The organism is Streptomyces sp. NPDC047081 (assembly GCF_040643775.1).
GTDB lineage: Bacteria > Actinomycetota > Actinomycetes > Streptomycetales > Streptomycetaceae > Streptomyces.
Map to the genome: position 1 here is coordinate 13,012 of NZ_JBEYUY010000015.1, position 14,636 is coordinate 27,647.

A 14,636-nucleotide genomic window follows, 5' to 3' on the forward strand; every position below is an offset into this window, starting at 1 on the left:
TCCTTTCAGCTGTGCTGGTCGAGCAGCCCCGCCAGTTCGGCGAGGACCGGATGGCGGGTGACGTCCTTGAGCGTGATCGCCCGGTCCAGGGCGATCGCGAGCTTCACCGCGGACAGCGAGGTGCCGCCGCGGTCGAAGAAGTGGTCCAGGCGGCCGATGCGGTCCGCCGGAAGGCCGAGCACCTCGGCCCAGGCGGCGGCCAGCCGCCGTTCACCGGGTGTGCGGGGGAGTCCGGATCCCTCGGCCCCGTCGCAATCGAGTTGCTCCGCAAGGGAGTTGAGCGTCTTGCGGTCGGTCTTGCCGTTGGCGGTCAGCGGCAGCGCCTGTCGCCAGTGCACGACGGCCGGAACCATGTAGGCGGGCAGCGAGGCGGCCAGCCGCTCCCGCACCGCGTCGGCCGCCACCGGCTCGGGGCCGGAGCAGAACGCCACCAGCCGCGCTCCGCGTACGACGACGACCGCGCCGTCGCGCACCCCGTCCACCCGCAGCAGCGCGTTCTCGATCTCGCCGATCTCCACCCGGAAACCGCGTACCTTGACCTGGCTGTCGCGCCGGCCGAGGAACTCCAGCTTCCCGTCCGGCAGCCAGCGCCCGTGGTCGCCGCTGCGGTACAGCCGCTCGCCGGGCCGGTACGGGTCGTCGGTGAAGGCCGCCTTGGTCCGCTCGGGGTCGTTGACGTAACCACGGCCGACACAGACGCCGGAGAAGACGATCTCGCCGGTGGCGCCCAGGGGTACGGGGACCAGGTCCTCGTCGACGACGTACACCCGGACGTTCGCGATCGGCCGCCCCAGTGGCACCCGGTCGCCGTCCGGCGCGCGGTCCATGACCTCGTGGTTGGTGTCGTCCGAAGTCTCCGTCAGGCCATAGGCGTTGACGAGCCGGATGCCGGGCTGGGCCATGAACCAGCGCTGCACCAGCTCCTTCTTGACCGCCTCGCCGGTCACCGACACACAGCGCAGGTCGGGCAGTTCGCGCGGGCGCTGCCCCAACTCGGCGAGCACGGCCTCCAGATACGACGGCACGACCTGCAGCACGTTCACCCGGCCCCGCACGATCGTGTCCACGAACCGCGGCACGTCCAGGATCGTCTCCTGCCCCACGATCAGCGTCCGCCCGCCCACGACCAGCGCGGAGACCAGCTGCCACAGCGAGATGTCGAAGCACTGGGGCGCGGTCTGCGCGACCGTCCGCCCGGCGCCGACGCCCAGGTCGGAGATCTTCGCGAGGACGTGGTTGAGGAAACCGGCGTGCTCGCACATCGCCCCCTTGGGCTCGCCGGTGGAGCCGGAGGTGAAGTAGATGTACGCGAGCTGGTCGGGCCAGACCGGCAGCCGCAGGTCGTGGTCGGGGTGGCCCTCGGCGTACGCGGTGTCCGCGAACACCTTGCGGACCGCGCCGCCCACGTGCTCGTCGCTGCCGCGCTCGGTGAGCACCAGCCGGCACTCGGCCCGCTCCAGGGTGCGGGCGATCCGGTCGGCCGGGAAGTGCGGCTCGACGGGCAGATAGACGCCGCCCGCCTTGAGGACGCCGAGCACCGCCGCCAGCCAGTCGAGGTCGCGCTCCATCACCACGGCGACCACGCCCTCGCGGCGCAGCCCGCGGGCGAGCAGCGCCCGGCCGATGCGGTTGGCGCGGGAGTTGAGCTCCGCGTACGTCCACTGCCCCGCCTCGGACACGGCGGCCACCGCGTCCGGGTGCAGCAGCACCCGCTCCTCGAACAGCTCGTGCACCCGCCGGTCCGGCAGCTCCCGCTCCGGGCCCGCCAGGTCGTCCAGCTGGAGCCGGAGTTCCTCCTCGGAGAGCAGGGTCGCGCGGTCCGGGTCGGTGAGCGCGGTGAGGTGGTAGCCGGCGATACGGGCCGCTGCGTCGGCGTCCAGCAGGTCGGTGCGGTAGTGCAGCCGCAGAGTGCCGTGGCCGGTGAAGGCGACGTGCAGCCCGGCGTCCTCCAGGCGGGCGGCCACCGCGGGGCCGCCGGTCAGCGCGGCCAGCACCTTGGTGTGCGCGGCGGCGAGGGCGGAGGGCTCCTTCGACACGCCCTCGGGCAGCGGCAGTTCACAGTCGGCGACGCCCGGTGTCGGAGTGAGCGTCCACCGCGGGATCGTTTCCATCATTTCCCCCTGTTGTGCTTCTCTTGCTGTCAGCCGTGCCGCGGTGCGACCGCCGGGTTGCCTCCCCAGTGCGACCCGGGCGGCATCTCCTCGCCCTTCATCAGGAAGGAGTCGGGCGCGAGCACGGCGCCGTCGCCCATCGAGACGCCGTAGTGCACGAGCGATCCGGTGCCGAGCGTGCAGCCGGCGCCGATCGTGATGTGGTCGGACTTGAAGGTGCCGTCCTCCTGCGAGTGGGCCTGCACCTTGGTGTGCGCGGCGAGCGTGCAGTCGTCGCCGATCGCGGCCAGCGTGCGGTCGGTGATGTAGCAGCCGTCGTCGAAGACCCGGCGCCCCATCCGCACACCGAGCAGCCGCCAGACGAAGCTCTTGAACGGCGTCCCGTTGAACACGACGAGGTGGTTGTCGGGCACCTTCCACAGGCGCTCCACCCACCAGAAGTGCGGGTCGTAGATCGACACCAGCCGCGGCCTGAGCGGCCGGAAGCGGGTGATCAGCCGCTCCACCAGCACGTAGTAGCCGGTGGAGAACGCCAGGCCGACGATCAGGGACGCGCCGATCAGCAGACCGCCGAGGACGCCGTGGGCGCCGTACAGGTCGAAGGCGGCGAAGCCGAGCACGCTCAGTGCGAACCAGTGCAGCCAGCGCACGAACAGGAACAGGCCCATGGAGCGCAGGTTGTAACGGTTCTTCCGGGCCAGCCGGTCTCGCAGTTCGTCGCCCTCGCGCAGGTGGTCGAAGCGGCTGTCGCGCTCCACCGAGCGCGGGATCTCGAAGGCGGGCGAGCCGAGGAGACCCACGCCCTCGCGGACCTCGCCGTCCAGCGGGACCATCACCTTGGTCGCCAGCAGGACGTTCTCGCCGGTACGGCCGCCGCTGGGATAGGCGATGTTGTTGCCCAGGAAGCTGTGCGCGCCGATCGTCGCCCGCGAGACCCGGAAGGACGTGCCGGAGAAGTCGGCGTTCACGACCGAGAGTCCGTCGGCGACCATCGTGCCGCTGCCCACGCTCACCAGGAGCGGAGTCTCGTGCTGCACCTCGGTGCCGAAGTTGGAGCCGGTCTGCTCGACGTGCGAGAGGTCGTAGCCGATCGACCGGAGGTAGTGGACGATGTACGAGCTGTCGCCGCACAGCCACTTGAAGAACTTGACGTTGCTGATCCGGGCGATGGCGCGCTGCACCGAGTAGTGCGGACCGTAGAGCGGGTAGACCCGGTCGGGGCGCAGCAGCGGGCTCAGCAGGCGCGGCAGCAGGGACACGGCGGCGAAGCCGAGGACCACGAAGCCCGCGTAGGCGGCCAGCGAGAAGCCGAGCGCCTCGCCGTAGAAGGCGGCCGAGCCGAGGTCCTGGGAGCTCGGGTCGAGGAGGGTGTCCAGGGCGGGGACCACCGTCAGCAGCAGGTAGGTTCCGCCGACCGCGACGGGCACGTACACGACCAGCATCTGCAGCAGGCCCCCGAGGCCGTACACGGCCCTGCGGAGCGTGGAGACGCGGGCGGGCGGGATGCGGACGTAGTCGACGTCCGTGCGCACGGCCGGGGAGCCGTGCCACCGCCCGCCCGCCGGGACCGACGCGCCGCCGTACAGCGCGGAGGAGTGGCCCAGCTGCGAGCCGTCGCCCATCGTCGTGCCGATGTCGAGGACGGTCTTCTCACCGACGTACACGTCCCTGCCGAGCGTCACACGGCCGGTGCGGATGCGGCCCGCTTGCGCCTGGTAGCACAGGAAGTAGGAGTCCTTGCGGATCACCGAGCCGGATCCGACCGTCAGCAGGTCGGTGCAGACCGGCACCGAGTGCGACAGGATCGTGACGCCCTTGCCGATCCTCGCGCCGAGGGCCCGCAGGTACAGCACGTACAGGGGGCTGCCGGCGAACAGCAGCAGCGGGTTGGCGTGCAGCAGCGCCTTGACGGTCCAGAAGCGGACGTAGGCGAGGCTCCAGACGGGGAACTCGGTCTCCTTCCACCGGCCGACCAGCAGCCACTTGGCGGCGACCGGGAGCACGCAGGCGCCCGCGAACACCGCCGCGCCGAAGACCAGCGAGCGCACATAGATGGCGACGACCCCGTCCACGGCGGAGATCCACTCGTAGCCCCGGCCCATGACGATCCCGGCGAGCGCGCAGTAGGCGGCGAAGACCAGGAACTGCAGCGCGCCGCACAGGAGATGGCGCGGGGTGCTGCCGGGCTCGGGCGCCGGGGCCGGCGGCTCGGCGGGGGCCGGGGCCGGTGCGGTGTCCAGGGCGGCCGCGAGGGACCGGATCGTCGGGTTGCCGTAGACGTCCTTCATCGAGACCGAGGGCAGATCCGGGCGTTTCCTGACCCGGGCGCAGAAGTGGGCCATCACCAGGGAGTTGGCGCCGAGATCGTCGAAGAAATGGCTGTCGACCGGTATGTTCTCCACCTTGACCACACCGGCCAGAACCTCGGCCAGGACATTTTCCGTGCCGGTGTCGATTTTTCCCACCACGTGCGCTCCTTACGGGTTTTACAGGCTTTACGACTTATGCGGCTTGTCCGGTTGCGGTGATCGCCCGGTTGTTGCACCGCGCGGACATTCCGCGGCCCGGCGCACGAATTTCGCCCCAGCCGCCACAGAAATTCCCAGCGGCCCCCGGCTCAACATGCTGCCCACGGCCCCGAGCGGCGCGGCGGCCGAGCCGAGGACCGGGTCGCCGTGGGAGGGCGGCTCGGGCACAGCGCCGTACACATGGAGGGAGGGCATTCCGGGCAGTGCGGGTCCGCGGACCGCGTCCACTCCCGCGATTCGTGGCACAGGTGAATCCGCGCCGCCTCGGTGGGCCTGTGACGGCGTATGCGTCAACGGGTGCGGAGCAGGCATGAGAATTCCCCCGAGATGAATACGGTCGAATCCCGTTCGCTGTTCACGCGGGTATTCGAAATGGTGCGGAAATGAGCGAGAGTTGTGGGAGTGGTCCCCTGAAGTCCCCCGTGTCATGTGCGCCTGAGCCGGTCTCGGCGGGCACAAGAATGCAGTCCGAATTCTTTCGGAAATCTCATGAACGCTTCAAGGGCGTTTCAGTCATTGGCGATTTCCGGATCTCCCGGAACGCGTGATCAGGGCCCCGACGTGTGCCGTTTACAAAGAAGGGGAAATGAGTTGTAGAACAATCCGGCCAACGCGGACATGACAGAAAAATGGGACGTGCCGACCGGGCGGGGGATGAGTGCACTCAGGTACGGCGGATACCTTTAGGTCGTGCAGCAGGCAAGTGAATCCCCGCAGCGGTCCTCAGGCCGCCTCCACCGAGCGCGTGCCCTCTACCGGAACGTCTCGAAGCGCAGGACCGCCTGGCTGTTGCTGAAGGACACCGTCAACTCCTGCATGGAGTACCGCATCCTGGGCCTCGCCGCCGAGGCCGCGTTCTTCACGCTGCTGTCCGTGCCGCCGCTGCTGCTCAGCCTGATCGGTCTGCTCGGCTACGTCGACGACTGGACCGGCACCGACACCATCAGCAGCCTCCAGAGCAACATCCTGGACGCCTCCCGCACGGTCCTGTCCGACAAGGGCGTCACCGAGATCGCCCAGCCGATCCTGCACGACGTGGTCAAGGGCGGCCGCCCCGACGTCATCTCCATCGGCTTCGTGTTCGCCCTGTGGTCGGGCTCCCGCGCCGTGAACGTCTTCATCGACACCATCACCGTGATGTACGGCCTCGACGGCGTGCGCGGGATCGTCAAGACGCGGGTGATGTCGTTCCTGCTGTTCGTCGTGGCCCTGCTGATCGGCTCGATCGCGCTGCCGCTGATGGTCGCGGGCCCGGACGCGGTGGTACGGATCGTGCCCTGGTCGGAGACGCTGGTGCAGGTCCTGTACTGGCCCGTGGTCATCATCCTGTCCGTCGTCTTCCTGACGACGCTCTACCACGTGTCCGTGCCGGTGCGCTCGCCCTGGATCGAGGACGTGCCCGGCGCCCTGGTGGCGCTGGCCATGTGGGTGCTCGGCAGCTTCCTGCTGCGCATCTACATCACCAACACCATCGAGGGCGCCACCATCTACGGCTCGCTCGCCGCCGCCGTCGCCGTGCTGCTGTGGATCGGCGTGTCCGCGTTCGCCGTGCTCGTCGGGGCCGCGGTCAACGCGGCGATCGACCGGGTGTGGCCCGCCGCCGCGACGGCCGCGGCCCGCGCCGCCAACGAGCGGGTGCGCGAGGCACAGCTGGCCGAGCACGTGGCCCGCACGGCCGCGGGCCAGGAGACCGACCCGGGCGACCCCGACATGCCCTCGGAGTTCCCCGAGCGCTGGTCGCGCTTCCTGCCGCCGGAGGACGTCACCTCACGCCTGCGCACCCATGTGAAGAGCACGCACCCGCCGCACAAGCCGGAGAGCTCCTGAGAGCGAATCCGCTCAGACCTTCCAGGTCCCGGCGGCCGCCGCCTCCCGCGCGAACTCCGTGAAGTCGCGCGGCTCGCGCCCCAGGACCTGCTGAACACCGTCCGACAGATACGCGTTCCGCCCGTCGAGCAGCGACTCGAACAGCTCGACCAGGAACGCGACCTCCTCCGGCGGCACCCCGAACCCGGCCAGGTTCTCCCCGTACTCACGCGCCGACACGGCCGTGTACGTCAGCTCACGCCCCGTCGCCTTCGCGATCTCCGCGACCGCCTCGCCCCAGGTCAGCAGCCGCGGCCCCGAGACGGCGACCGCCTGCCCCGCGTACCGCTCACCCGCGGTCAGCACCCCCACCACGACGTCCGCGATGTCCCGCGCGTCGATGAACGGCTCGCGCACCTCACCGCCCGGGAACACCAGTTCCCCGCTCAGCCGGAACCCCTCCACCAGCGGCCCCTCGCTGAAGTTCTGCGCGAACCAGGCGGCCCGTACGACCGTCCACTCCGCCCCCGACTCGCGCAACGCCTCCTCGGCCGGCCGCGCCCGCTCCTCGCCCCGCGACGACAGCAGCACGAGCCGCCGTACGCCGAGCGAGACCGCCTCCTGCGCGAGCAGTCCGATCGCCCGGGCCGCGTCCGGCGCGCCGATGTCCGAGGGGTGGGCGAGATACGCCGCGTCCGCGCCCCGCAGCACGTCCGCCCACGTCGACCGCTCCGCCCAGTCGAAACCCTGAGCCCGCGAGGCCGCCCGCACCGTCAGCCCGGCGGCCTGCGCCGCCTGGGCCACCCGCCGACCCGTACGACCGGTCGCCCCGGTCACCACAACCGTCGTGTTCCGCGTGTTCCGTGTCATGCGGGCCAGTCAACTGCCGTGCTCCCCAAGGGACCATCGCTGAACGGCTCATTCCCATACGCCCGCGTCTACGCTGGTCGCATGGACGCCCTTGCAGGCCTTCTGGAGGGTCCACGCGCGCGTGGCGCCTTCATGATCCGCGCGTGCTTCGACCCGCCCTGGGCGGTGCGCATCGAGGACCGGGCCCCGCTCACCGTGATGCTCATGGTGCGCGGCGACTCCTGGATCACGCCGGAGAGCGGAGAGCCGGTGCTGCTGCGGGCCGGTGACCTCGCGATCGCGCGCGGTCCGGGCCCGTACACGTGCGGTGACGATCCCGGTACGGTGCCGCAGGCGCTGATCCTGCCGGGTGCGGAGTGCGTGTACCCCGACGGACGCTCCCTGAAGGGCTCCATGGACCTGGGGGTGCGCACCTGGGGCGACAGCCCGGGCGGTTCCACGGTGATGCTGATCGGCACGTATCTGATGCAGGGGGAGATCAGCGGGCGGCTGCTGGATGCCTTGCCGCCGCTGCTCACGCTGACCGCTGACGTGTGGGAGTGCCCGCTCACGCCGCTGCTCATGGAGGAGGTCGTACGGGACGAGCCCGGGCAGGAGGTCGTCCTGGACCGTCTTCTCGACCTGCTGGTCATCGCGGCGCTGCGGGCGTGGTTCTCGCGGCCGGAGGGGGAGCCGCCGACCTGGTACCGGGCGATGGCGGACCCGGTGGTCGGGCGGGTGCTGCGGCTGGTCCAGGACGATCCGGCGCACCCGTGGACGGTCGCCTCGCTGGCGGCGAAGGCGGGGGTGTCGCGGGCGGCGCTGGCTCGGAGGTTCACGGAGCTGGTGGGGGAGCCGGTGATGACGTACCTGACCGGGTGGCGGCTGGCCCTGGCCGCGGATCGCCTGCGGGACTCGGACGCCACGTTGGACGCGATCGCCCGGCAGGTGGGGTACGGGAGTGCGTTCGCGTTGTCCAGTGCGTTCAAGAGGGTTTACGGGGTGAGTCCGCAGGAGCATCGGGCGGGATAGGGCCGTTGCGGGCTGCGGGTTGAGTGTGGCTGGTCGCGCAGTTCCCCGCGCCCCTTAAGGGGCGCGTTTACGCTGGTCTATGTGTACACGGAGAGGGCGTCACGGTTCCGGGACGCGGTCGTTTGGCGGAACGCGCCGGCGGGCGTCGGCGGCGGTCGGGTCCTGCCCGACGGGTGTATGGATCTGTTGTGGCACGACGGGCGGTTGCTTGTTGCCGGGCCCGATACCCGTGCCTACGTCACCCAGGGCTCGGGCGGTGTGTGGGTCGGAGTGCGGTTCTACCCCGGCACCGCGCCCGCGCTGCTCGGTGTGCCCGCACACGAGTTGCGGGACCGGCGGGTCGAACTCGCCGACCTGTGGCCCGCCTTGGCCGTCCGGCGGCTCACCGCACGCGTGAACGCGGCCGGCGATCCCGAAAGCGGCCTGGAGGAACTGGCGTTGAGCCGCGCGGCCGACACCACACCACCGGATCCTCTGCTACGACACCTCGTGTCGGCCCTCGACTCGGGTCGCGCCGTGGGTGCGGTCGCCGACGAACTCGGGCTCGGCACCCGGCAGTTGCACCGTCGCTCCCTGGCCGCCTTCGGCTACGGACCCAAGACGCTGGCCCGGGTGCTGCGGCTCCAGCGGGCGCTCTCGCTGGCCCGGAGCGGGGTGTCGTACGCCGAGACCGCGGTGCTTGCCGGGTTCGCCGATCAGGCCCATCTCGCGCGGGACGTCAAGGAGTTGGCTGGGCTGCCGCTCGGCCGGCTACTGGGCTAGGTGCGCGAACAGGTCGACGCCGTTGCCGTCCGGGTCGTGCACCACCGCGTACCGCATGCCCCAGAAGGCGTCCCACGGCTTGAGCTCGCCGTGGTAGCCGGCGCTCACCAGATCCTCGTACACGGAGTCGACCTCCGCGGGGGACGCGCACTTGAAGGCCAGCGCGGTCCTGCCGCCGGTCGTGGGCGGCTGCCAGGCGGCGTGGAACGAGCGGATGGTCGCCTCGGTGTCGAGGGCGAGGGTGAGTCCGCCGGGGAGTTCGGCCTCGACGTGCGGCTGGTCCTCGGCGCCCTCGGGGAAGACGAGTCCGAGGCGGCGGTAGAAGGCGAGCGAGGCGGCCAGGTCGGAGGCGACCAGGCCGATCACGGCGAATCGTGGAGTCATGCCGTCACCGTAGGCAGGGGGTGGTGGGTGGTCTTGAAGGAATCGGACAGGCCGGGGCTGGGGGCGGCGGTCGGTCAGGGGGAAGGGTTGAGTTCGTTCGGGCCTGCGCCCTCGGCGATCTCGGCGGCCAGCACCGTGAGCCGCCGGCCCTGGGAGCGGGCGTGGGCGCGCAGGCGTCTGAAGGCCTCGTCGACGGAGATCTGCAGGCGCTCGGCCAGGATGCCCTTGGCCTGCTCGATCACTATGCGGCTCTCCAGCGCCTGCTGGAGCTGACCGACCACCACCTGCTGGCCCTGCAGCCGCCTTTGGTGCAGCAGCGAGGAGGCGGCGACGGTGGCGAGCGACCGGGCGATGCGCAGGTCCGGGGCGGACGGCAGGGGCGGCCGGGTGGAGAACAGGTCGAGTGCGCCCAGCCGGTGGTCGGGCACCCGGAGGGGTACGGCCGCCACCGCGATCACGCCCAGCGCACGGGCCCGCGCGCCGAAGCGCGGCCAGCGCAGTCCGTCGGGGCCGGTCTCCCGGAGCGCGACCGGGCCGAGCGGGTCCTCGCGGCCGACGCTGTCCGGGCCCGGTCCCTCGCCCAACTCGGTCTGGCTCGCTTCCAGTTGGCGGGCGAGCTCATCGGAGGCGATGGTGTAGGCGACCCGGCCGTCGTCGTCCAGGAGCGTGACGCCGGCGCACTGCAGGGGCAGCAGCGCCAAGACGTGGGTGGTGAGGTCGTGCAGGAGTTGCGGGGCGTCGAACTCCACCGCGTGCCGGGCGAGATCGCTCACGGCCTCGGCGATGCCGGCCTCGCGTTCGGTGGTTGGCATGACAGGACAGCCGTTCAGCCGGTCCCGCGTCCGCGGCGATGGGCGTGGTCTGGGCACACACCCGGAGGGGAGGGTGGGGTGGTTGCCTCATGGGCCGGAGACGGCCGCACGGTGCAAGGGCTCACGCTAGCGCGCCCGGGGCCCGGCGGGCGGGAACTTCCACCGAGGCTGATGGGGGATCAAGTGACTCGGGAAGTCGGCTGGTTGGGACACCGGAGGCGGCGCCGGGGACACTTGGAGGCGGCCGCCGTCCTGTGTCGGCGAGGACGGCGGCCGCCTGCACGGGGCACTCGCGTCTTCCCAGGGCGCGAGGGCCCCGCGCGGGATCGTCCTCACGGCACCGGGGGCGAGCGGGAGTTCGCCCCTGACGCAGGGGCCGGAGGACGGGGGACCGGGGTCCGCGAATCGTTCGCGGGATGTGCGGACTCCGGGTATCCCCAGCGGTTCGGTGGTCACTCCGCGCCCGGGACCGGGGGCCGGATGAGGGGCTCGCTGGCGCGGGCCTGCCGGTTCCACGTACTTCACGAAGAGGAACCGGAACGTCTGCTCGAATCCTAGAGGGTGGCGGGCGCGTTCGACACCTCGCGATCCGGTCCGCTTCGGCCGGGCCCGGCGTTCCCCCGGTGGTCGAGGACCCGCTCACGGTACGGCCGTGAGCCCGCGCTCAGCCGAACGTCACAGGTCCCCGTGGGGTTCGCACCGTGAACGTGAGCCCCGTCGGCCCCTCGGACAGGGCGAGTTCGGTGCCCACGGCGGCAAGGAGCGGACGGATCTCGTCCGGTTCGGGGGCGCTCGCGGACAGCTCCAGCAGCGGGGTCTCCGGCAGCCCCGACGCGCTCGGATGCACGGCCGAGCCCCAGTCGATCAGGAACGGCACCAGACCGGAAGGATGCTGGGTGTCCCCGTCGGTCAGCCGCCACTCCAGCAGCGTGCCGTCGGGCCGCCGACGGCTCATCGGGCGTACGCCGCCCGGGTCGTAGCCCCGCGCCCGGGCGTTGGCGACCGCCTGGTCGAGGTCGGGCGGGCTGATCGCCCAGGTCACCGTCCGCGCGGCGGCCAGCTCGTCGACCGTGAACGGGCGCGGGCCCTCGGGCTGCGACTGTTCCGGGTCCGGCCCGATGATCTCCAGATAGCTGGAACCGCCCAGCGAGACAAGGCAGTTGCGGGTGCCGAGCCCGACATGCGCACCGCCGGGCGCGGGCGTCACACCGGTGCGCCGGGTGAAGTCGGCGACCGTCGCCGCCAGATCCGGGGTTGCGAGGACGAGGTGGTCCAGATGTGCGGGAATGGCGTTCATCCCGGTCGAGGCTACGCGGCGCCGCCGCCGCGATGGAACACCTGTGCGGAATGCGGGGTGGCCCGGCGTGTCGGCCGCGGACGCCCGTCGTGACGCCTGTGGTGACGCTGGTGGTGTCAGTCGTCGTGGGCTCATTCGTCGTGGGTTCATTCGTCGTGGGTGAGGTTGCCGTCCTCGTCCATGGTCGGGTGCATCTTCATCGGCCCGTACTCGTCGACGTCCGAAGGGCGCGGCGGCTCCGGGCCGTCCGGCCCCATCCGCAGCATCCGCTCCACCCGGCAGATCCGGAACAGCCGGTCGTCGACGCGGAACTCGTCGGCGCGCCCGAGCGCCCGGAACTCCTCGGCCGCCTTCGCGTACCGCGCCTTGGTGGTGTCGTCGAGCCGGTACAGCAGCGCCCACATCTCGGCCAGGCCGTCGTAGAGCAGCCGCCGGGCGTCGTGCGGGGTGTTCATCATCGCGCCGCACGGCCGCCAGCCGCCGCCCTCACCGCGCTCGACGACACCGAAACCCGTGGGCAGCAGCACGAGCCCGGGGTGCGTGCCGACCGCGCGCTCGGAGTCCGCGCGCACGTCCGCGGGGAACCGGGCGCCGGCGTACGCGAAGTCCCGCAGCCCCAGCTTCAGCGCGCCCGCCGCCGGACCGTCCGCGTGCCCCGGATCGAGCACGAACCCGGGGTCCCGGGACTTGGTGTCCCGCGTCCCGCGCCCCCACTTCCGCTCGACCGGCTCCGCGTCCGTCGGCCGGGGCGGCTCAAGACCGTCCGCGCCGCCCCGTGCGAACTCGTCCCCGCGCACCACGCGGTAGCGCACCCCGCACGCCGTGACCTCGTCCACCGCCTCGCGTGTCAACACGTCGACGGCCGCGAGCAGTTCACGCCGTACGGCCCGGTCGTCCGTGTCGTCCTTCGCGGTGAAGAACAGATGCGACTGCAACCCGTCCCGCGCCATCTGCGGCATCCCGTCGGTCACCGGCTTCAGCAACCGCCAATCCGGCCCGAACCCCGGATCCTGTACGGCGACCCCGAACACCGGCCCCCGCAGCGCGAATTCGGGATACCGCAGCGCCCCTTCCACCGCGTCGGCCTCCCGCACCCAGGCGGTGGGGTCGTCGCGGTGTACCAACGCCTCGTGGAGCGCGTCGATCTGTTGCCGCCAGTCATCGTCCATGCACGCATTGTCGCGACCGCGGTGCGGGGACGGACCCGAACCGGTCCAACAGCCGGGGTTGTTGGGTGGTGCGAACGCACCGCCGAGCGCCCCTTCCGATCTAGGCTGGCGGACATGGCACCTCGACTCCTCGTCTACACGCGCACCACCGCCTACCGTCACGACTCCATCCCGGCCGCCGTGACCGCGGTCCGCGCCCTCGGCGCGTTCGACGTCGACCAAACGGAGGACCCGGCGGCCCTGGAAGCACCCCTCGACGCCTACGCGGCCGTCCTCTTCCTCTCCACCAGCGGCGAGGTCCTCACCCCGGCCGGCCGGGACCGACTGTCGGGGTACGTCGAGGCGGGCGGCGGCTTCGTCGGCGTCCATGCGGCAGCCTGCACGGAGTACGAATGGCCGTACTACGGCGAGCTGTTGGGCGCCCGCTTCGACCGTCACCCCGCCTACCAGCCCGGCAAGGCGATCATCGAGGACCACACCCACCCCGCCACCCAACACCTGGCCGCCGTCTGGGACTTCACCGACGAGTGGTACGACTTCCGCACCAGCCCCCGCGGTTCGGTACGCGTGTTGGCCTCGGCCGACGAGACGTCGTACGAAGGCGGCGGAATGGGCACCGACCACCCCCTGGTCTGGTGCCGCGAACAGGGCGAGGGCCGCGTCTTCTACACGGCCCTCGGGCATGCCGCGGAGGCCTACGAGGACCCGGACTTCCGGGCCCATCTGCTCGGCGGGATCAATTGGGCGGCGGGGCTCGGCTAACCGCGCGGGCGGGCCGTGCTCGCGCGTTCCACCAGGCGGGTCGAGAGTTCCGTGCGGGTGCCTTCCGGGCGGTCGCCGTCCATCATGCGGACCAGGAGGTGCAGGGCCGTTGCCGCCATCTCCGAGAGGGGCTGGCGGACGGTGGTGAGGGCGGGGGAGATCCAGCGGGACTCGGGGAGGTCGTCGAAGCCGACGACGCTGATGTCGTCGGGGATCCTCAACCCCCGCTCGGCCAGCGCCTCGTAGACGCCCAGCGTCATCCGGTCCGAGCAGACGAACACCGCCGTCGGCGGCTCGCGCAGATCGAGCAGGTCCAGCATCCGGCGGTGGGCCACGGACTCGTCGAACCCGGCGTGCCGGACGTACTCGGCGCGGTGGCGGACGCCTGCCGACGCGAGCGCCGAGCGGTAGCCGGCCACCCGGGCGCTGCTGCACATCTTGCGCTGATGACCCGCGATGACCGCGATCCGCTCATGGCCCAGGGAGAGCAGGTGCTCCGTCGCCGTCACCCCGCCCTGCCAGTTCGCCGCGCCGACCGACACCACCCCCGGCGGCGGCTCCAGCACCGGGTCGATCAGGACGTACGGGATGCGGTGCTGGTCCAGCCAGCCGTACTGGGACGGCGTCAGCTCGGCCAGGTTGAACAGCACCCCGGACGAGCCCCGCGCGATCAGCTTGTCCAGCCAGCCCCGCTCCGGCCGCGCACCCCGCGTCCGGTTCAGCCCGGCCGAGACCACGACCTCCAGGCCCGCGTCGTGCGCCGCGGCCTCCACCCCGTGCAGCACCGCCCCCGACCAGGAACTGTCGAGCGAGTGCACCACCAGGTCCACCAGACCGGGTACCTTCGCCGCGTCGAACCGGGGTCTGCGGACATAACCGAGCCGGTCCAGCGCCTCGGTCACCCGGCGGCGCGTCTCCGGCGCCACGTCCTCGCGGCCGTTGACCACCTTCGACGCGGTCGGCACGGACACCCCGGCCTCACGGGCCACCACGGCCAGCGTCGGACCGGCGGCCACGCTCGCACTCCCGGTACGAACCATGAAAACCACCTCTCCGGCCCGCCCGAGGGCCGTCGAAAGTTTCGACCAGCACGGAAACAGTAAGCGCTTCCTACCCTAGGTTCA

At 71.6% G+C, this 14,636-nt stretch carries 12 protein-coding genes; 4 read left to right on the forward strand and 8 right to left on the reverse strand.

Annotation, left to right across the window (positions count from 1 at the left end):
- Nucleotides 1–5 precede the first annotated feature (5 nt).
- Together ABZ848_RS26865 and ABZ848_RS26870 are read right to left on the reverse strand one after the other, a co-directional pair.
- Nucleotides 6–2,111 (reverse strand): non-ribosomal peptide synthetase, encoded by a 2,106-nt coding sequence (locus tag ABZ848_RS26865; RefSeq protein ID WP_360836236.1) that lies wholly within the window; start codon nt 2,109–2,111, stop codon nt 6–8.
- 29 nt (nt 2,112–2,140) lie between these two features.
- Nucleotides 2,141–4,576: a Pls/PosA family non-ribosomal peptide synthetase gene (locus ABZ848_RS26870; RefSeq protein ID WP_360835914.1), complete on the reverse strand. Its 2,436-nt coding sequence runs from the start codon at nt 4,574–4,576 to the stop codon at nt 2,141–2,143.
- A gap of 753 nt (nt 4,577–5,329) precedes the next feature.
- On the opposite strand from ABZ848_RS26870, the gene ABZ848_RS26875 reads away from it, so the two are divergent.
- A complete protein-coding gene (locus tag ABZ848_RS26875; protein WP_360835916.1) occupies nt 5,330–6,466 on the forward strand; it encodes a YihY/virulence factor BrkB family protein in 1,137 nt (378 codons plus the stop codon).
- A gap of 12 nt (nt 6,467–6,478) precedes the next feature.
- Here the strand turns inward: ABZ848_RS26875 and ABZ848_RS26880 are convergent, their stop codons facing one another.
- Nucleotides 6,479–7,315 (reverse strand): NAD(P)H-binding protein, encoded by an 837-nt coding sequence (locus ABZ848_RS26880; protein ID WP_360835917.1) that lies wholly within the window; start codon nt 7,313–7,315, stop codon nt 6,479–6,481.
- Between the two features lie 81 nt (nt 7,316–7,396).
- On the opposite strand from ABZ848_RS26880, the gene ABZ848_RS26885 reads away from it, so the two are divergent.
- Nucleotides 7,397–8,326 (forward strand): AraC family transcriptional regulator, encoded by a 930-nt coding sequence (locus ABZ848_RS26885; protein WP_360835918.1) that lies wholly within the window; start codon nt 7,397–7,399, stop codon nt 8,324–8,326.
- 81 nt (nt 8,327–8,407) lie between these two features.
- Nucleotides 8,408–9,088 (forward strand): DUF6597 domain-containing transcriptional factor, encoded by a 681-nt coding sequence (locus ABZ848_RS26890; RefSeq protein ID WP_360835919.1) that lies wholly within the window; start codon nt 8,408–8,410, stop codon nt 9,086–9,088.
- Here ABZ848_RS26890 and ABZ848_RS26895 read toward each other — a convergent pair.
- From ABZ848_RS26895 to ABZ848_RS26910, 4 genes are all read right to left on the reverse strand, one after another.
- A complete protein-coding gene (locus ABZ848_RS26895) occupies nt 9,077–9,472 on the reverse strand; it encodes a VOC family protein (RefSeq protein ID WP_360835921.1) in 396 nt (131 codons plus the stop codon). The two genes, ABZ848_RS26890 and ABZ848_RS26895, sit on opposite strands and share 12 nt — an antisense overlap.
- 74 nt (nt 9,473–9,546) lie before the next feature.
- Nucleotides 9,547–10,284 (reverse strand): GAF and ANTAR domain-containing protein, encoded by a 738-nt coding sequence (locus tag ABZ848_RS26900; RefSeq protein ID WP_360835923.1) that lies wholly within the window; start codon nt 10,282–10,284, stop codon nt 9,547–9,549.
- Nucleotides 10,285–10,948: 664 nt separating this feature from the next.
- On the reverse strand, nt 10,949–11,581 hold the full coding sequence (locus ABZ848_RS26905) for a VOC family protein (RefSeq protein ID WP_360835925.1): 633 nt from the start codon (nt 11,579–11,581) through the stop codon (nt 10,949–10,951).
- A gap of 146 nt (nt 11,582–11,727) precedes the next feature.
- On the reverse strand, nt 11,728–12,750 hold the full coding sequence (locus ABZ848_RS26910) for a DUF5954 family protein (RefSeq protein ID WP_360835927.1): 1,023 nt from the start codon (nt 12,748–12,750) through the stop codon (nt 11,728–11,730).
- Nucleotides 12,751–12,864: 114 nt separating this feature from the next.
- Between ABZ848_RS26910 and ABZ848_RS26915 the strand changes: the two genes are divergently transcribed.
- Nucleotides 12,865–13,512, forward strand: a complete 648-nt coding sequence (locus tag ABZ848_RS26915) for a ThuA domain-containing protein (RefSeq protein WP_360835928.1) — start codon at nt 12,865–12,867, stop codon at nt 13,510–13,512.
- On the opposite strand, the gene ABZ848_RS26920 is transcribed toward ABZ848_RS26915, so the two are convergent.
- Nucleotides 13,509–14,552, reverse strand: coding sequence for a substrate-binding domain-containing protein (locus ABZ848_RS26920; RefSeq protein ID WP_360835930.1), 1,044 nt, complete (start codon nt 14,550–14,552; stop codon nt 13,509–13,511). The two genes, ABZ848_RS26915 and ABZ848_RS26920, sit on opposite strands and share 4 nt — an antisense overlap.
- Between the last annotated feature and the right edge of the window lie 84 nt (nt 14,553–14,636).

Bases quoted from the DNA above. Each gene is read 5' to 3' on its own strand.
- ABZ848_RS26865 (WP_360836236.1), bottom strand. From the start codon at position 2,111: ATGGAAACGATCCCGCGGTGGACGCTCACTCCGACACCGGGCGTCGCC.
- ABZ848_RS26880 (WP_360835917.1), bottom strand. From the start codon at position 7,315: ATGACACGGAACACGCGGAACACGACGGTTGTGGTGACCGGGGCGACC.
- ABZ848_RS26885 (WP_360835918.1), top strand. From the start codon at position 7,397: ATGGACGCCCTTGCAGGCCTTCTGGAGGGTCCACGCGCGCGTGGCGCC.
- ABZ848_RS26895 (WP_360835921.1), bottom strand. From the start codon at position 9,472: ATGACTCCACGATTCGCCGTGATCGGCCTGGTCGCCTCCGACCTGGCC.
- ABZ848_RS26900 (WP_360835923.1), bottom strand. From the start codon at position 10,284: ATGCCAACCACCGAACGCGAGGCCGGCATCGCCGAGGCCGTGAGCGAT.
- ABZ848_RS26905 (WP_360835925.1), bottom strand. From the start codon at position 11,581: ATGAACGCCATTCCCGCACATCTGGACCACCTCGTCCTCGCAACCCCG.
- ABZ848_RS26910 (WP_360835927.1), bottom strand. From the start codon at position 12,750: ATGGACGATGACTGGCGGCAACAGATCGACGCGCTCCACGAGGCGTTG.
- ABZ848_RS26915 (WP_360835928.1), top strand. From the start codon at position 12,865: ATGGCACCTCGACTCCTCGTCTACACGCGCACCACCGCCTACCGTCAC.
- ABZ848_RS26920 (WP_360835930.1), bottom strand. From the start codon at position 14,552: ATGGTTCGTACCGGGAGTGCGAGCGTGGCCGCCGGTCCGACGCTGGCC.